This is a genomic window from Oceaniovalibus sp. ACAM 378 (genome assembly GCF_008085915.1).
In the GTDB taxonomy this organism is placed as follows: Bacteria; Pseudomonadota; Alphaproteobacteria; order Rhodobacterales; family Rhodobacteraceae; genus Oceaniglobus.
This window is the reverse complement of sequence record NZ_VSJK01000020.1, coordinates 31,575-49,123: the sequence shown is the minus strand read 5'-3', so window position 1 is coordinate 49,123 and position 17,549 is coordinate 31,575. Positions and strand designations below refer to the sequence as shown.

13 protein-coding genes and 5 pseudogenes are annotated in these 17,549 nt (G+C 59.0%); 13 read left to right on the top strand and 5 right to left on the bottom strand.

What is annotated here, in order from left to right:
• The first annotated feature begins 43 nt into the window (after positions 1-43).
• From FQ320_RS21070 to FQ320_RS21040, 7 genes are read left to right on the top strand one after another with little or no spacing between them, the layout of a single operon-like run.
• Entirely contained in the window at positions 44-1,336 is a 1,293-nt protein-coding gene (locus FQ320_RS21070; protein ID WP_148475290.1) for a TRAP transporter large permease, read from the top strand.
• Positions 1,337-1,338: 2 nt separating this feature from the next.
• Positions 1,339-1,842, top strand: coding sequence for a TRAP transporter small permease (locus tag FQ320_RS21065; protein ID WP_187394017.1), 504 nt, complete (start codon positions 1,339-1,341; stop codon positions 1,840-1,842).
• A 21-nt stretch (positions 1,843-1,863) separates the two neighbouring features.
• Positions 1,864-2,637, top strand: coding sequence for an SDR family NAD(P)-dependent oxidoreductase (locus FQ320_RS21060; RefSeq protein ID WP_148475288.1), 774 nt, complete (start codon positions 1,864-1,866; stop codon positions 2,635-2,637).
• A 27-nt stretch (positions 2,638-2,664) separates the two neighbouring features.
• Positions 2,665-3,198 (top strand): TRAP transporter small permease, encoded by a 534-nt coding sequence (locus FQ320_RS21055; protein WP_187394016.1) that lies wholly within the window; start codon positions 2,665-2,667, stop codon positions 3,196-3,198.
• Complete coding sequence (locus tag FQ320_RS21050) at positions 3,198-4,478, top strand: TRAP transporter large permease subunit (RefSeq protein WP_148475286.1); 1,281 nt, start codon at positions 3,198-3,200, stop codon at positions 4,476-4,478. Before FQ320_RS21055 ends, FQ320_RS21050 begins: the two co-directional genes overlap by 1 nt.
• A 34-nt stretch (positions 4,479-4,512) precedes the next feature.
• A complete protein-coding gene (locus tag FQ320_RS21045) occupies positions 4,513-5,508 on the top strand; it encodes a DctP family TRAP transporter solute-binding subunit (RefSeq protein WP_148475285.1) in 996 nt (331 codons plus the stop codon).
• Positions 5,508-6,191, top strand: a complete 684-nt coding sequence (locus FQ320_RS21040) for a cyclase family protein (RefSeq protein WP_148475284.1) — start codon at positions 5,508-5,510, stop codon at positions 6,189-6,191. Before FQ320_RS21045 ends, FQ320_RS21040 begins: the two co-directional genes overlap by 1 nt.
• Positions 6,192-6,582: 391 nt before the next feature.
• Here the strand turns inward: FQ320_RS21040 and istB are convergent, their stop codons facing one another.
• Together istB and istA are read right to left on the bottom strand one after the other, a co-directional pair.
• A complete protein-coding gene (gene istB, locus FQ320_RS21035; RefSeq protein ID WP_148475315.1) occupies positions 6,583-7,308 on the bottom strand; it encodes an IS21-like element helper ATPase IstB in 726 nt (241 codons plus the stop codon).
• Positions 7,309-7,355: 47 nt separating this feature from the next.
• Positions 7,356-8,882: pseudogene (gene istA / locus FQ320_RS26930) on the bottom strand (IS21 family transposase).
• 27 nt (positions 8,883-8,909) lie between these two features.
• Here istA and FQ320_RS21010 point away from each other — a divergent pair.
• Both FQ320_RS21010 and FQ320_RS21005 read left to right on the top strand, forming a co-directional pair.
• A pseudogene (locus FQ320_RS21010) lies at positions 8,910-9,142 on the top strand (IS481 family transposase); the annotation flags it as partial.
• Between the two features lie 448 nt (positions 9,143-9,590).
• The gene (locus tag FQ320_RS21005) at positions 9,591-10,250 is read left to right on the top strand and encodes an IS6 family transposase (protein ID WP_148475279.1); all 660 of its coding nucleotides are present in this window, start codon (positions 9,591-9,593) and stop codon (positions 10,248-10,250) included.
• A 240-nt stretch (positions 10,251-10,490) separates the two neighbouring features.
• On the opposite strand, the pseudogene dctP reads toward FQ320_RS21005, so the two are convergent.
• Positions 10,491-11,345, bottom strand: a pseudogene (gene dctP, locus FQ320_RS26590) (TRAP transporter substrate-binding protein DctP).
• A 318-nt stretch (positions 11,346-11,663) separates the two neighbouring features.
• Between dctP and FQ320_RS20995 the strand changes: the two are divergent.
• A pseudogene (locus FQ320_RS20995) lies at positions 11,664-12,740 on the top strand (IS5 family transposase).
• A 70-nt stretch (positions 12,741-12,810) separates the two neighbouring features.
• On the opposite strand, the pseudogene FQ320_RS20990 reads toward FQ320_RS20995, so the two are convergent.
• Both FQ320_RS20990 and FQ320_RS20985 read right to left on the bottom strand, forming a co-directional pair.
• Positions 12,811-13,394 (bottom strand): annotated as a pseudogene (locus FQ320_RS20990) (transposase); the annotation flags it as partial.
• Positions 13,395-13,410: 16 nt separating this feature from the next.
• Positions 13,411-14,610: a cytochrome C gene (locus tag FQ320_RS20985; protein ID WP_255509650.1), complete on the bottom strand. Its 1,200-nt coding sequence runs from the start codon at positions 14,608-14,610 to the stop codon at positions 13,411-13,413.
• A gap of 115 nt (positions 14,611-14,725) precedes the next feature.
• Between FQ320_RS20985 and FQ320_RS20980 the strand changes: the two genes are divergently transcribed.
• The 3 genes from FQ320_RS20980 to FQ320_RS20970 are packed head-to-tail and all read left to right on the top strand — an operon-like array spanning position 14,726 to position 17,548.
• On the top strand, positions 14,726-15,982 hold the full coding sequence (locus tag FQ320_RS20980) for a Na(+)-translocating NADH-quinone reductase subunit A (protein ID WP_255509649.1): 1,257 nt from the start codon (positions 14,726-14,728) through the stop codon (positions 15,980-15,982).
• Complete coding sequence (locus FQ320_RS20975; protein WP_148475278.1) at positions 15,979-16,755, top strand: RnfABCDGE type electron transport complex subunit D; 777 nt, start codon at positions 15,979-15,981, stop codon at positions 16,753-16,755. The genes FQ320_RS20980 and FQ320_RS20975 overlap by 4 nt, the downstream gene beginning before the upstream one ends.
• A complete protein-coding gene (locus FQ320_RS20970; RefSeq protein WP_148475277.1) occupies positions 16,748-17,548 on the top strand; it encodes an FMN-binding protein in 801 nt (266 codons plus the stop codon). Before FQ320_RS20975 ends, FQ320_RS20970 begins: the two co-directional genes overlap by 8 nt.
• Position 17,549 lies beyond the last annotated feature (1 nt).

The window sequence follows — 17,549 nt, the reverse complement described above, 5'->3', positions numbered from 1 at the left end:
GTTCCCGTCTCCGTCCCGCAACACAATTCCGGAGCCTGCGGCAATGCTCACCATCACGCTAATCGTCGCCATATGCATCGTAATAATGGGAGGGGTTCCCATTGCGATTGCCCTTGGCCTGATCGCGGCTGCAACAATGGTGCTTACTGTCGGGCCGGATCTGCTCTTTATCTTCGTGCAGCGGGTCTATGCTGGAACGACCTCGTTTCCGCTGCTGGCCATTCCATTTTTTGTCCTGGCCGGAAACCTGATGAATGTCGGCGGCACGACAGAACGAATTTTTGCCGTGGCGCAGCTTTTGGTGGGCCGAATTCGCGGTGGGCTTGCCCATGTTAACACGTTGGCCAGCGTGATCTTTGCAGGAATGTCGGGCTCGGCCGTCGCAGATGCCGCCGGTATGGGTGTCATCCAGCAAAAGGCGATGACCGCCGCAGGTTACCGGCCCAGCTATGCCGCAACGATCACTGCCGTTTCTTCGACCATCGGGCCGATCATTCCGCCCAGCATTCCCTTCGTCATTTATGGCAGTCTCGCAAACGTATCGGTCGGAGCATTGTTTCTTGCGGGCATCCTGCCCGGATTGCTTATGGCCGTATGCCTGATGACGGCCATCGCAATTTCAGCCAGTTATCTTAACCTGCCACGGGGTGCCGGTTTTCCGCCGTTCCGACAGGCAGTGCGAACCCTGTTGGCCGCCTTCCCTGCCCTGATGCTGCCGCCAGCCATTCTGACGGTCATTCTCACCGGCATCGCTACACCGACAGAGGCGGCCGTTGTGGCCTCGGCCTTTGCGTTCGGACTTGGCCGGTGGGTCTATCGAGAGCTTACATATACTCAAGTCTATGACGTCCTGTGGGAAAGCGCGCGTCAGACCGCGCAGGTCATGTTCATCATTGCCCTCGCAGCACCATTCGGCTGGGTTTTGATCCAGCAGCAGATCCCCAACGCCATTCTTCAGGCACTGCTTGGCCTGTCCAGCGAACCCTGGGTGATCATGCTGATCATCACCATCGCGCTTTTGGTTCTTGGCATGTTCATCGAGGGCATTGCCCTGATGATCATCGCCTTCCCCGTGCTGATGCCCGTGGTGCAAAGCATAGGGGTCGACCCGATCCATTTCGGCGTTGTCTTGGTGCTGAACCTGATGATCGGTCTTGTAACGCCCCCCGTCGGTCTTTGTCTCTATGTGGTGTCAGGTGTCGCACGCGTACCGATCCCAGAAATCGTGCGGGAAATATGGCCGTATTTCATCGGCCTTATCGTCAGCCTTTTGCTGGTCACCTATATTCCGGCGATCTCACTTTGGCTGCCACACTACTTTGGCTACGGGTTTTGATGATGGATTTCTTGCAAAAAATGGATAATGCAGTTGCCGGTTTCTGCAAAATCACCTGCATCATCATGCTCGCGGCGCTGTTCCTGCTACTTGGCATGTCCATCATCCTAAGGCTCGTGCCGCTGTTCACAATCAGTGGCTATGACGAGATCGTCGAGCTCTTGTTCATCTGGATCGTGATCTTGGCGACGGTAACGCTTTGGCGCGATGGTCTGCTTTATCGCGTCGCAATCGTGGAAGGCATGTTGCCGCCCCGCGCGAAGTTTGCTCTCGCGGTTTGCATCAATCTGCTGATGTTCGGTTTCGCTATGATGCTGACCTATTACGGCTGGCTTTTCGCCGCAGCTTCTGGCGAGACGACGCCGTTCCTGCGTCTGGACAAAACATACTGGTACGCGGCGATCCCGGCGGGTGGGTTCCTGATGGCCATTTACAGCCTGGTCTGGCTCTTTCGCATCATCTGGCTGCGCCAAGATCCTTCCCAGGAAATCACCCTGCTTAGCTAAGTTATACAAATGGAGAAAACGATGGGACGTACAGAAGGCAGAGTCGCGATTGTGACCGGCGGAGCCGGGGGCATCGGTTCGGCAATCGGTAAATTGCTGTGCGGTGAAGGCGCATCGGTGCTGCTGGTCGATTCAGACAAGGCCGCGCTGGCCGAAGTCGAAACGACACTTCGCGCGGAACAGAAAGACATCAAACTTTCAACGCTGGTCGCCGATGTCGGCGAAGAAGCCAGTGCCAAACACATAGCGGATCAGGCCCGGGCCGATTTTGGGCCGGTCGACACTCTGGTCAACTGTGCTGGCATGCGGTCCTACGAAGCATTGGCCGAAGCCCGCACCAAAACATGGGATAAAATCTTCGCCGTCAACCTGCTGAGCTATGCTTGGCTGACGCAGGAAGTCATCGGTGATCTGCGCGCATCCGGGCGCGGCAGTGTCGTCAATATCTCGTCGACCCATGCGGTCAATCCACGCGCAGGAATGGGGCAATATGACGTCACCAAAGCCGGGATCGTGTCGATGACCAAAACGCTTGCCTTTGAAGAGGCAAAGCACGGAATTCGCGTTAACAGCGTTTGCCCGGGCCTGACCTTTACGCCGTTCCACCGTCGGCGGGCAGAAGAAGCAGGACGTTCGCAGGCAGACATTGATCTTGAGGCGCAGGGCGGTTGCCTGATGGGCCGTTGGGCTGATCCAATGGAAGTTGCCTATCCCGTTCTTTGGTTGGCCTCTGATGAAGCCTCTTATGTCACCGCATCAGTCCTGATGGTTGATGGCGGGCGGTTCGTACTCTAGCCCATGACAACACAAAACATATATGGAATGACCCTGCGAGCTTGGTTGCTTGCAGCGGTCGAAAACCTGTTGATTGCAGGCTTCGTCGTGATGATCGCAATGGTCTTCGGAAATGTCGTGCTGCGCTATGGATTCAATTCCGGCATCACGATTTCTGAAGAAGTCTCGCGGATGATTTTTGTCTGGCTGACCTTCGGCGGCGCGTTTCTGGTGGCACGTGAGGACGGGCATCTTGGGATGTCGGCCGTGGTCAACATGATGCACCCAAAGGCGCGATTGATGTCACGGATCAGTGTCGAACTGGCCAGCCTGTTCTGCATGTCCTTGCTGGTAATTGGTTGCTGGGCGCAGGCGAAGATCAACATGACCAACTATTCCCCGGTCTCGGGGATACCTCTGGGCGTGACCTATGTTGCCGGAATCGCCTGCGGTCTGAGCATTGCCGGACTGAACTTGCAAAAGCTGCTCCGCCTGTTGACCGGGCGGTTCATCGAACCGCTACCGATGGCAGTCGATGAATTGCTTGCGCAGAGTGCTTCGAACAAGGAGCCGCGTTCTTAATGTTATTCGTTTTTCTCGGTTCGCTTCTTGGCTCGATGGCCCTTGGCGCACCTGTAGCTATCGCTTTGCTCATCTGCGGTGTTGCACTGATGTTGCATCTGGACATGTTCGATGCCCAGATTCTCGCACAGAATCTCATCGGTGGTGCGGACAGCTTTCCATTGATGGCCGTACCATTTTTCATGCTTGCCGGTGAGCTTATGAATGCGGGCGGCTTGTCGCGCCGTATCATCAATCTTGCGGTGGCCTTTGTGGGCCACAAGCGCGGCGGGCTTGGCTATGTGACCATCGTCGCCGCCCTTATCATGGCCAGCATTTCGGGATCTGCCGTTGCAGACACTGCGGCACTGGCGTCGATCCTTATCCCGATGATGCGCAAGGTCGGATATAATGTCCCACGCGCCGCAGGGTTGATTGCTGCGGGCGGGATCATCGCGCCGATCATTCCACCGTCTATCGGATTTGTCGTCTTCGGCGTCGCCGCCGGTGTTTCGATCACGCAGCTTTTCATGGCTGGCATTGTACCGGGCATTCTTATGGCCCTTTCACTGACCTTCACTTGGTGGCTGATCGCCGGTGACGAACCAGTGGCCCGTGAAGGCAAGGCTGATCGCCGCGAAGTGCGCAAAGCCTTGGTGGACAGCCTTTGGGCCTTGGGAATGCCCCTGCTGATTGTTGGTGGGATGCGGATGGGCGTGTTCACGCCAACCGAAGCCGCCGTGGTTGCAGCCGTCTATGCCGCCTTTGTCGGAGGCTTTATCTATCGCGAGCTTAAGCTGTCAGAGATGCGGGAACTCATGCTTTCTGCGCTGAAAACCTCGGCTGCGGTCATGTTTCTGGTTGCTGCGGCCATGGTTTCGGCATGGCTTATCACGATTGCCGACGTTCCGGGCGAAGTGGCCCGGCTTCTTGGGCCGGTCATGGACAACAAGACCTTGCTTCTGCTTGTCATGGTGCTTTTGGTCCTGCTGATCGGGATGGTTCTGGATTTCATTCCGACCATCCTGATCCTCACGCCGGTGTTCATGCCACTTGTCAAACAGGCAGGCATTAACCCGGTATATTTCGGTGTGCTTTTCATCATGGCCACCGCAATCGGGCTGCTGACGCCTCCGGTCGGGACCGTTATCAACGTGACCTGCGCCGTTAGTAAAACGCCCATGGAACAGGTCATCCGCAATGTCCTGCCCTTCCTGCTGTCGCAGGTTCTTGTCCTAATTCTGCTGATCCTTGTTCCTGAATTGATAACCGTTCCGACGGCTTGGTTCATGGGTCGCTGATCTTTCTGCAAACTTTTAAACTCGGGAGAAAACTATGAAGCTTACTCGCAGAACCGCCCTTACCAGCGCTGCCGCCGGTGTCGCACTGTTCTCTATTGGCAGCCCCGCCGCAGCCAAAGCAACTCGGATGCGCTTTGCACACCCGCACCCGACTTCGGACAGCTGGCAGGCCGCCGCGCTGCAATTTGCCGATCGCATCAAGACCGACACAGACGGCGAATACGAAGTCCAGGTGTTCCCCAATGGCGGACTTGGATCGGATCAGCAGATCATCGGTGCCGTTCGTGGGGGATCCATCGACTTTTGCATCACCGGCAACCCATACTTTACCGGTCTTGCACCTGTCCTGAACGTACTTGATTTGCCGTTTCTGTTCCAAAGCCGCAATCATGTGGCCGCTGTCATGGATGGCCCGATCGGCGACGGAATGCGGTCAGAGCTTGAAGGATCCAACATCAAAGCCCTGTCCACTTGGGATATTGGCTGGCGGAACCTGACCAACGATCGGCGCGCCGTCGCAACTCCCGACGACATTCGCGGCCTAAAGCTGAGAACCACTCCGAACCCCGCGCATATCAAGGCTTTCCAACTTCTTGGCGCGTCTCCGACACCGATGGCATTCACCGAGTTGTTCACCGCTTTGGAAACTGGAACGGTCGATGGGCAGGAAAACCCCGTCACACTTATCTTGAATGCCCGTTTCTACGAAGTGCAAAAGCACCTTTCACTGACCCGGCACGCCTTTACCACCGCCCCTCTTTGCATGAACAACGACAAGTTCGCGGCCTATCCCGCGGCCTTGCAAGACGTTCTGCTCGGTGCTGCGCGTGACATGGCAGTGACGCAAAGGCAGATGAACGAAGACGCCGAAGCAACAAGCCTTGCTGAGCTGAAAACAGCAGGCATGGAAGTTGTGGAAGAACCTGATCGCGCAGCTTTCGCAGAAATTGTGACCGAAGCGGTTGAACAAGACTTTGTGGCAACCTTTGGCACCGATCTGTTGGATCAGATCAAAGGAGCCGCCAGCTAATGCGGATCGTTGATCTTAGCATGATGATCGAGCCGCATTTGCGCTGGCCGGTCGATCTGGAAGTCAAAGGCGATATCGCGGCGGGGGACGAATTCAGGGTCTCCCGCCTGGCTACCACCTGTCACGGGTTCACGCATGTCGATGCGCAGGCCCACTTTATCGCAGGTGCGCCAACGATAGAGGCGACACCGCTTGCACATGTCGTTGGCCGTTGTCGGATTCTGAACCTGCGTGACGTCAAACCGAACGAGGCAATCGACGCCGAAAGGCTTGAACGCGCTGATCCGGGCGGAGCAGAGGGTGAGATCCTTTTGCTGTCGTCCGGTTGGGATCTTCAACGGGACTATCGCGATCGCACGTTCTGGACCGATGCACCCTATCTGACCCGCGACGCTGCAGAATGGCTTGCTGCGCGCAAACCGACGGCAATTGCTGTCGATTTTCCGCAGGACTATGCCATCCGCCTGTTGCTGGATGGTGTCATGGCTCCGACAGAAGAGCATGTGACCCACGACGTCTGTCTGCGGGCCGGAATCACGCTGATCGAATATGTCGTGAACACGTCAAGCCTGTCAGGATCGCACTGCTTCCTCAGTGCGGCACCGCTGAAACTGCCACGCGCAGACGGCTCACCTACGCGTGTCTATGCAATCGAAGGGTTGACCCCCGAGAGCCCACTCTGAGCCTCGTAAAACCGAACTGGGTTTTATTGCGGTGCCTGCCATCAATTCGACGGGATGGCAGGCACCAAAAGCTGGACAGTGACGCTGTCAGAACAAACCGGCCCAGGCCGGAAGGAGCGGTCTTGAAGCGTCTGAGGATGAGCAAGCGCATCTTCAGACGCCTCGGAACCGCCCCGAAATCGTTCAGATAGCTGCAATGCTGTACGTTGATCTTTCTTACCCATGACGACCCAAAGCCGGACAAGGATGCGTAAACCCCTAGCCTCAACTTCCCAGACTGCCCATGCGTATTCCGGAGCATTCGCCCACCCATTCCGACAACACGCGCCCACCTGTTCCGGGATATTCGCCCACCTGTGCCGCGTTGCCCTGAGGCAGCGGATTTCAGGTATCAGGTTTGGGGCGTTTCGCCGTCATCCATTTTGGCGATGGTTTTCTGCATAGATTGCCGCTCCAGCTCGATGCGGTAGGCGTTGTGAACGATGCGATCGAGAATGGCGTCGGCAAATGTCGGCTCGCCGATGACGTCATGCCACGCTTTGATGGGCAACTGGCTGGTGATCATGATTGAGCTGCGACCGTATCGCTCCTCGACGATCTCCATCAGATTGCGGCGCTGCGTGGCGGTAAGCCGGTCCGGCCCCCAATCATCGAGGATCATCAGCTGGGTTTTCGTGATGCTGCGAAACAACCGGGGGAAGCGACCGTCTCCATGGGCCAGTTCCAGATCTTCGAAGAGGCGCAGCATTCGCTGGTAGACCACGGTGACACCGTCGCGACAGGCTGCTTGTGCCAGGGCGCAGCCGAGCCAGGTTTTGCCGACCCCACAGGGGTCGGTGAGGATCAGACCGCGCTTGTCGGTGATCCATTTGCCGGTGAGTAGACTTTGGAACAGCGCCTTGTCGAGGCCGCGCCGCGCGCGGCAATCGACATCTTCTGGGCAAGCACCCACATGGCGCAACCTGGCGGAGCGCATCCGGGCTTCAAAGCGCTTGGTTTCTCGGCTTGCGACTTCGCGATCGACCAGCAGACCAAGCCATTCGGCGTGGCTGAGATCGGCGGCACCATCTTGGGCCTGAAGGTCCGCTAAGGCTTCGGCCATGCGGTCCAGTCGCATTGCCTTCAGGTGATCGAGGGTTGGATGAGGGAGCTTGTCGGGTCCTTTCAATGGAAGTATTCGGCGCCACGGATGTTGGTGTGGGTGATGGCAGGCTCCTCCGTGGCGCGGTTACGAGGTTTGCTTTCCCGCCCATTCTTCAGAATGGACTGGACCGATGAGTAGGACCTGGCATTGATCTCAAGCGCCCTTCGGCAGGCAGCAGCGAGGCGGTCTCGACCGAACCTGTCAGCCAGCCGGATCACGCCCAGACAGGTGCGATAGCCTTGTTCACAGTGCTTGCGGTCGCGCATAACGACCTCTGCGAAGATCGCGACGTTCGGCCCGACACGGGCGGCCCAGGCCTGGAGGCGCTGCGGCGTCCAATCTTCGCGGAACCTGTGGTGTGCCGGCATGTGGTCGCGCTGCGTGGAATGCTGCCCGTTGCCGGAAGTGCGCACATGCGAGGCCACGCGTCTGCCGATATGGAAGACTTCGACCGTCCGGGCGGTGATACGCGCCCACAGCTCTTTCTTCAGCAACTGATAGGGCACCGAATAATAATGCCTGTCGATCGCGATGTGGTAATCGAGCCCGGCGCGGCACTTCTTCCATTCGGCGTAGACATAAGGCGCCACCGGCAGTGGCTTCAGGACGGGCTTGTCCAACCGCTCGAACAGCTGCCTGCGGCTGGCCCCGAGATGGCGTGAGACCTTGTCGTTGAGCCGGTCCAGCAGCGGGCGAATGGCAGCGTTCACGTCCCCAAAGCTGAAGAATTATTGATTACGCAGCCGCGCCAGGATCCAGCGCTCAACCAATAAAACCGCGGCCTCGACCTTTGCTTTATCCTTGGGTTTGTGCGGCCGCGCAGGCACCACGGCCGTGCCGTAATGGGTAGCCATATCCGCATAGGTCCGGTTGATTGCAGGGTCATAGAAGCAGGCCTTTGTGACCCCGACCTTCAGATTGCCGGACACAATCTGGGCCATACACCTCCGAGGAAGCCAAAGGCGCGCACATGGCTCGCGATCCAATCTGGCAGGGATTGCGTCCAGGCCGCCTCCGCAAAGATGTAGCTTGAGGCCCCGAGCGCCGCGACGAACAGCTGTGCAGGGCGCACCTCGCCGGTCTGGGGATCAATCACATCGATCGTGTGCCCCGCGTGATCGACAAACAGCCACTCGCCGGCCGCCCTCTCGGTGAATGCAAGCATTCACCTGCCGGGTAACAGATGGCGCTGACGCATCACCGGCGACAGCTTGCCTTCCCACCGCGTGTAAAGGTCGCAGAACCGGGAGTAGCCATAGCTCTGAGGGTAATTGGCGCGATATTCCTCCCACAGCAGGGACCACGTCACGCCCTTGCGGCGCAGCTCACGGTGGATATACGCCCAGTCAGGCTGGGTCGCACGGTTCGAAACGTCCCGCGCTGTCCGCGGATAGATCAGTCGGTCGAGGTCGGTGTCGGACAAAATCATCTGGCGGTGGCCATCCCATCTCGGCAGCGCGAGCGCGATCCAGATAGCCCCGAAGGTATAGATGTCCACGCAGAAGTGAGCCGGTTAGGTGTTTGATCCCGGACTTTGATGGTGCAATCTTTTCGTTGGACTGGAAGGAGGCACTATGGGCCAGATTTTTCACGGCAGCGCCACGACGACTGAGGCAATCCGTCGAGCAATACAAAATAGTGAAGAGAGCCTGAGGGCGCTTTCGGCGCGCTACGGGATCAATCAGAAGGCGTGGCCAAGTAGTGCAAGCGGACGTCGGTTGCCGATCTGCCGACCGGGCCGAAGGACGCGAAATCCACGGTGCTGACGCTCGATGAGGAGGCGATCATCGTAGCATTCCGGCGGCATTTTCCTTCGTCAGGGATTTTGGGCCATTTGGCTGCCTGATTTAAGGGAGGCTCTGGCTCATCTAGTCCATGCGATTATGCGGCGGATTTTCGGTGAAGCAAGCGCCGGGTTTCGGTGGTCTTTTGTTTGATCCTTTCCCGTTGTTTCAGAATGATCTGGCCGCGCTCGGAGTAGGCGTCAGCTGGCGTGAGGCTCTGTAGGCTCTGGTAGTGGGACTGTTGCGTTGTCGGGTCTCGGCCCATCGCATCGCGCGGCTCGGCCTCACTCACCCCTTCCTTCGACTTTTCTGCAGTGCACGGAGGCGCGCAGCCGCAACCGCAACAATGCTGATGGTCAGGTCATTGAGCAACGGCATCGTCAAGTTGCGGGCGGACGCACGTGGCGGTCGGTTTTCTTATGACCACCCAAGCAACCTGGTGCCTTCTTAGGCCACGGTTTCCCACCAGAGATTATCGCATACCCTGTCTGGGCCTATCACCGATTCCCCATGAGCTTGCGCGATGCCGAGGACCTGTTGGCCGCGCGCAGAATTGTGGTCAGCTACGAGTCAATCCGCTCGTGGGTTGCGAAATTCGGGCTGAAATATGCGCAAGCAATCCGCCGGGATCGTCCCGCAACGGCGGACAAATGGCACTTAGACGAAGTCGTTATTCCGATAAACAGCAAGAAATATTGGCTCTGGCGCGCCGTCGATAGCCGTGGCGATGTGCTCGACATCCTCGTGCAGCCTCGGCGCAACAAACGGGCGGCAAGTCGCTTTTTCCGCAGGCTATTCAAAGCATTTGGTGCGCCCCGGGTGATCGTCACTGATAAACTCCGAAGCTACGGGGCTGCCTTGAAAAAGCCTCCTGCGGGAATAGAGCATCGCAGCCACAAAGGTCTCAACAATCGATGCGAAGGGTCACACAGGCCGACACGGCGGCGAGAAAAGATCATCGGTCGTTTCAAATCTCCCCGCCAAGCCCAGCGGTTCTTGTCCGTCCATGATCAGGTCCAAAACATCTTCCGGCCGCGCCGACACACCCTTTCAGCCGCTACTTACAGACAATCCAGAGCCGACGCCCATTGGATCTGGGACGACATCACTCGTGAGCTAAACGCTGTTTGAGATCCGGCGTCCCGACTTTCGCTGCCAAGATCGCCGATAACTTGACTATCCCCGTGACTGTCATTGCAAATCAGGGCGTGCGTGCGCTGAACGCTCGATCTGGTTTCCCCAAGGGTCGATCGCATAAAATTTTCTTTCGTTGGCATTGAGAGTCAGGATTCGGGCCCGGCCGATAACGACGCGGCGCGCGGATTTTGGGGGCAAGTCATACCCTGCCCCCAAGATGATTTGTCGTGGAGTTTATTCTCCGAAGTAGCGCGTATTATTTGCTTTTTCGCTTTCGGCCTTGAGGAAGTCTACCAGCGCGATCGCATCCTCGCCGTGGGTTTCGAGCATAAACTTGTCAAACGCCGCGCCCGTTACTTCACGCATCTCAGTACGATCTTTAGGTGACTTTGCTGTGATTGTAATCTTGTCCGCCAGTCCGGCCAGACCACGATCCGAGGCTTCAATGATATGGGAAATGCCGTAGGCCGCTGCTTCGCAGGATTGCGCTGCGGTTTGGATAAAATCCCTTTGATCCTCGGTCAAATCTTCATAGAATGTCTTGTTAAAGAGCATCGTGAATGGCAATTAAAGGTGGTTGGTCAACGTGAGATAGCTCTGCACTTCATCAAGCTTGGCGGAAACCAAGATCGGGATCAGATTCATCTGCCCATCGATTACGCCGGTTTGAAGCCCCTAATAGACTTCGGAGAAGGCTAGCGGATAAGCCTCCATGCCGAGGGACTTCATGATCGCCTGATGTGACGGCAGCGTCATGGTACCCATGCGAATTCCCTTCATTTCTTCGAGCGTGGAGATTTCCCTTTTCGAGTTCGAAATCACGAACAAGCCGCCAGTATCCGGATAGCCCACAACCAAGACATCGCCCAAGCTTGCCTCGATATCTTTTGCCAGCGCATTACCGAACGGGCCATTAAAAGTCATATCGGCTGCGCCATTGCTGGCGAAGGCAAAGGGCAGGTTCAGAACGTCGATGCGTGGATAATAAGGCGCGAGGGCTCCTATCGAGGCATTGGTCACTTCGATCACACCATCGTGCACCATCTGGACTGCTTCGCCGATTGTGCCAAGTTGACCGCCGGGATAAATCTCAACCTTCAGTGCACGTTGCTTCCGGTGTTCACAATACCGGCAAAGACCGATGCGCAGGCATGGTTTGGATTGTCGTATATGTTACCATTGCTGTCATGCACGAAACGCAGGATTTTTTTCCTGCGCATAGGATTGCGTGCCCAACAATGCGATTGCCAAGGCGGTAGGCCAATATCCCTGCGTTTGGTTTTCAAGTCTTTCCCTGCTTTCCCAGTTAAGTTTCTATTTTGTGGCTCTTTTTGAAGCTGATGCGGCCTTGTTGCGCAAAGCCTGCTTGGGATTCACCACAGGAATCCAATGTGGTAGCTTAGCGGCATGAGGATATCTGCAAAGACAGTCTACAAGACCACGAACTGGCATGACTACAACCTCGCGCTGAAACAGCGTGGATCGCTGAGCGTCTGGTTCGATCCGGATATGGTGTGGGAGGCTGCACCGACGGGCAAACGCGGCCGCCAACCGATCTATACGGATGCGGCCATTCAGGCCTGCCTTACGCTCAAGGTCCTCTTCGGCATGGCGCTTCGGCAAACGACTGGGTTTGTCGCGAGCCTGCTGAAGCTCGCCGGGTTCGACGGGTCCGTGCCAATTTTCAGCACGCTGGGCCGCCGGCAAAAGACCTTGAACGTGGCTGTCCCGTATCGCGGATCGAAGGGGCCATTGCACCTCTTGACCCCCTCGCGTCGCTGCAAGCAGCGACTGCCGGGCAGTGGACAGCACCGGCATCAAGGTTGAAGGTGAGTGGCACGCGCGCAAGCATCCCTCTCATCGAAACTTCGTTTCGACTGCCGGGCAATGGGCGGCCCGAAGCGGCGGGTTTGGCGCAAAATCCACCTCGGGATCGACGAGGAAACACTGGAGATATCCGGGCGGTGGAGGTCACCACCAGCAATGTCGGAGATGCACCGATGCTGCCAGAATTGCTCGACCAGATTGACCCGGAGCAAGAGATCGCAACCGTCACCGCCGATGGCGCCTTTGATACGCTGAAGTGCCACAATGCCATCCACTGCCAGGCAGTGCATGTTTACATGCACGAGAGGGTCCGACCACGGTGCGGCCGCAATCATCCCGCCACGCCGGAACGACATGCCGTGGAAGCCGACCACTGCCGGAGCCAGGGCCCGCAACGAGGCGCTCTGGGCCTCAACATATCTCGGCCGATCACTGTGGCGGCGTTGGACCGAGTATCACCCACGAAGTCGAGTTGAGACGAAGATGAACTGTGTGAAGGGGCTTGGTCAGCGCCTCCCTCTCATCGCTGCAAGCGCGACTGCCGGGCAATGCATGGCGCGTGACTTTGACCGCCAAGTTGCCGAGGTTCAGATCCGCGCTGCGGTGCTGAACCGTTTCACGGCACTCGGCATACCCGTCACAATGGCCGTAGGATAAGTGTCTCCGGCGAAAGGGGCATTGCGGCCTTTGCCCGATTTGCGCAACAGCGCCGCCCTGACGCGTTTTATTACGCCATTGGGAAGAGTTCTTCGAACGTGATGGCGAACTGGCTTTTGACAGCGTGCCATTCTCGCACGGAGCGCCTACACTTATTGGATGTAGCATTGAGCGCCAGATAAATCAATTTCGCTGCCGCCTCATCGATTGGGGAGTGGCCTCGAGTGCGAAGAACTCGGCCAGCGCGGCCTCTGCCGCTCCGGCGTCCAAGGCCGTGTAGACCGCCTTCAGCGCTGTCGCCACGGCCTTGCGATCCTTGTAGCTGGCAAAGCTCATGGAGTGGCGCAGCAGATGGACGATGTACGTCTGGACCTGAGTTTTTGGAAAGGCCGCCTCAATGGCCTGGGGAAAGCCCTTGAGGCCGTCGACCACAGCAATGAGGATGCCTTGGACACCGCGATTGCGGAGATCGTTTAGCACCTTTGCCCAAAACTTGGCGCCCTCGTTGGCCTGAAACCACAGGCCCAGGACGTCACGCGTGCGGTCCGGCAGGATCGCCAGGGCCACGAAGACCGCCTTGTTGCAGACCGCCCCGTTGCTGCGGATATTGACCCGGATCGCGTCCATCAACACTACCGGGTAACAGGGTTCCAGTCCCGCTCGGGTCAGCTTACCGTTGAATGCCTAGGGTAGACATGTCGCGATCCAGCGTCCCTGCAAGATCCTCGATAGAATCGTACAGCAATTCCAATGCGTAATGCGGATTATGCGCATAGGCACCGGGATCTGCCGTCACGAATTTCCAGTTATAGGTGGCCTTCAACAGGCGCGGTGTCCACGCCCTGTAGGCGGTCGGGTTGTCGCCGGACATGTCGGCACGGCCATCGCCGTTCACATCGGCAAAGAAATACGGATAGCGGTGTCCGTCATAAACCATCGAAATACCGACAACTTTGGTCGCGTAGTCCGCCAGCATCTGTTTCAACACACCCGCATTGGCAGCGATATCGGCGCTGATCCCTTTCGTCAGATCTCCGCTGCCGTCATAGCTGAGCCGTGATAGTCGGATATCCTTCGCCGCCGGTTCCTCGTGACAGGTCATGCAGGATTGCTCGACCACCTTCAGTGTATGAGGCTCGTGGCAGGACGCGCAGCTGGCGACGGGGCGGGCGTGGAAAAAGCGGCCTGAATACGCCTTGCCGGGATAATGATACCCCGACCCGCCGTAACCGCCCAGCCATGTCGCCGCGGCGACCGCATAGTGCGGGTTGATGAAACCCAGCTCCGGGTTCGGCGTATCGTCGGCCATCTCGGCCACCGCCTTCTCCACCGTGGTCCCGGCTGCACGGCCTTGATGGCAGGTCAGGCACGATGCCTCTCCGGGTTCGACGGGGTGCATCAAACCGCTGGGAAAGCGCACTTCCTTGACTTCCAACAGGCCCGGATTGTGGCAAGTTTCGCAATCGACGACCCCACCCGTCGGGACGGGATGTTCGGCCAGCCCGGGCGCGCTACCGTCCAAGCCATAAAACGTACGAAAGCCAGCTCCGGCATGGCAAGTCGCGCAGACCGGCGGGATCTCGCCTTCATCGTTCCAGTGTGAAAAGGATTCCGATGACGCATTGGCATGGGCCGATCCTGCCCAAGCTGAGATGGCCGCTGCCTGCCCGATGGCAATCTGATCAGGACGGAACGGCCCAGACCTTGGCATGACATAGGGTTTCAGCGCCTCTTCGAGCTGTTCAATCTCGTTCTTTTCCGGCGTGGTGGACTCTGCCTGCTGCGCCCAGACGCTCGGGGCCGAAAATGCGGTCAGAGTGGCGCAAAGCGCAAGCGCAAGCACCGGATAATGTTTGCTTTTGAAAGACATGGGTTCTCGCCTCGATCAATTCGTTCTAGACTGCCCGCATTTGACACGATGCTAACAACATTAATCGTTCCGGCCAAGCCGCTGATTGGGTAACAGGCCAGGAATGGATCGGAGCATGATGTTCGATCGCTTCTTTTCCGCAGGTCTTCGGCTGCCCGCTGTCGCAATGGCTGCGCCCGGGAAATGCCCGGTGGTGTTGACTGAAGAGGCCGCGATCACGGCAGATCGCAACGAAGAACTGAGGGTCGAACCTTTGGTAGACGAGGAAGCTCTGGTCGCCCAGGGCCAGCCGCTGCTGCGGTTGCGTGCCGATCCGACAATCGCACTGGTTTCACCGATGGCGGGTCGTGTGGCGCGGATCGAACTGGCGCCCGGACGCCGTCTTCTGCGGCTGGTGTTGTTTCGCGAAGGCGACGACCGCCATGAGTATGCGCACGCACCGCTGGACGAAACCGCGCTGCGTGCTTTGATGCAGGGTGCGGGTCTATGGCGAAACCTGCGCAGCCGTCCGTTCGGGCGGATGCCTGCCAGCGGTGAACGTCCCGCCGCAATCTTCGTGATGGCCACCGATACGCGCCCGGGCGCGCCCGATCCGCAGTTGGCTCTGACAGGGGGAGAGGATGATTTCGCCGCCGGTCTTGAAGCGTTGCAAAAGCTCACGGCAGGTCAGATCTGGCTTTGCGAGGGCAAGGTGAGCGATCTGCCGGTCCCGGTTGGCGTTCGCCGGATTCTTTGCGGCGCGTTGCATCCCCAAGGCCTGCCCGGAATCCAGATCCACCGCCATCACCCGGCTCGCATAGACGCCCCCGTTTGGGATATCCATGCCGAAGACGTGGCCGGTCTCGGTTCCTTTTTGGCCACCGGGCTTGTCCCCGACACGCGTCTGGTCAGCGTCACCGGGGCGGGACTGCGCGAGCCGCGTCTGCTGCGCTGTCAGCCAGGGGCAGATCTGCGCGGTCTGGTCCATGGTGTCCTGCGCCCCGGTCCGCACCGATTGCTTAGCGGCGCGGCGCTGGATGGCCAGCAGGCTCATTGGTTGGCCCCCCGCGACCGGCAAGTGACGGTCCTGCCCGGTGCAACTGGTGCCGATCATCGCCATTGGTTTGGAGCCGCATTACGCCGCGCTGCCCGACCGATGCCGGTCATTCCCACTGCGGCGCTGGAACAGGCCTTGGGCGGTGACATTCCCGCCCACGCCCTAATCCGCGCACTGGGTTCGGGCGATCCCGAAAGCGCGATCCGTCTTGGCGCGCTGTCGCTGCTGGAGGAGGATCTTGCGCTGGCCGATTACGTCACCGGGGCCGTCCCACGCGTCTCTGGACAACTGCGCACAGTACTGGACCTCATCGCCACCGAAGAGGCCGCTCCGTGACCCGGGGATTGTGGGATCGCGAGATGGTCGCATTGGTGTTGCTGGCGGCGGTAATGCCCATGGCACTGGCGTGGCTTTGGTATGGTGGCAGCGCGGCTTTGGTCCGGTTGCTTCTGACACTTCTGTTGTCGGGGTTCTGGCATCTGGTTTTCATGCTGGTCCGCGCCCAACCGCCCTCCTTCGCCGGGGCGCTGACCGCGTTGGCGGTGGCAATGCTGGCGCCTCCGGACCTGAGCCTGTTCCAGCTCGTTCTGGGGATCAGTTTCGGCTCGGTCATGGCGGAACTGGTGATGGGAGGTTGGGGTCGCAATGTCCTGAACCCGGCGACGGTGACGCTTGCGTTTCTCGGCTTTGGCTTTCCTGCCGCCCCTTGGGCCGACCTGCCGCTACCGGTGGCATGGGCGGCGATTCCGGCGGCGTTGATCGCCATGGTGGCCGGGGTGATCCCTGCGCGCACGGTGCTGGCTGCGACGCTGGTCGGGGGGCTGGCGCACTGGGCCGGGCTGCCGGTGGGGCCAGTGCTGCCAGCCGCAGGCATTGTGCTGGTGCTGCTGGTCGCCGATCCAGTGGCCAGCGCGTCGACCCGCTTGGGCGGCTGGCTGAACGGGGTGCTTTACGGCGCGCTGATGGTCCTGTTCGCGGTGCAGTGGCAACTCGCCGCGCCCCTGCAGATGGCTGTGTCCGCAGCGCTTCTAATATCGTTGGTGGCCCCTCTGCTTGACGAAATCGCCATTGCAACATGGCTTGCACGAAGGAAACGACGGCATGGTTGATTTGAATCCGATCAACCTATGGCGCCGCCTTCTGGCCTTGCCCAACGAAAGCCGCACAAAGACGGTGGCGATGGCCTTTCTTGTCTCGGGGATCTGCGCGCTGATGGTCAGTGGTGCGACCGTACTTTTGCGGCCGATCCAGACCGCGAACCGCGCCGCAGAACAGCAGGCCCGGCTTGAAGCGCTGGTGGCGGGAATCCCCGGCATGTCGACGCTGCTGGAACAGTCAGGCGGCAGCCTTGGCACTGTTGTTATTGATCTGGCGCGCGGGGCCGCCGCCGTCGATGTCACGCCCGAAACCCTGCCGGGCGCTTTGGATGATACGGCGAGTTGGACCGGGCTGGAGCCGTCCACCGATCTGGCCGGGTTGGGCAGTCGCCCGAACTATGCGCAGATCTATCTGCTGCGCGACGACAGCGGCGATGTTTCGCTGGCGATTCTGCCAATCAGCGGGTCGGGATACAACGGGCCGATCGACGCCATCCTCGCACTGGAGGACGACATGACCACCATCGCGGGCCTTGCCATCACCGAACAATCCGAAACCCCCGGTCTGGGCGCACGGATCGAGGAACCCGCATGGCTGTCGCAATTTCGCGGCACCAAAGTCTCCGATGCCTCGGGCGACATCCGCTTTGCCGTGGCGCGCGGGATGTCGGGCAACGAATATGAGGTGGACGGCATCACCGGGGCGACCCGCACCAGCAACGCGATCACGCGGATGGTGCGGTTCTGGCTGGGGCCGCAGGGCTATGGCCCGTTGATTGCCGCCATCCAGCGCGGTGAGTTCTAGG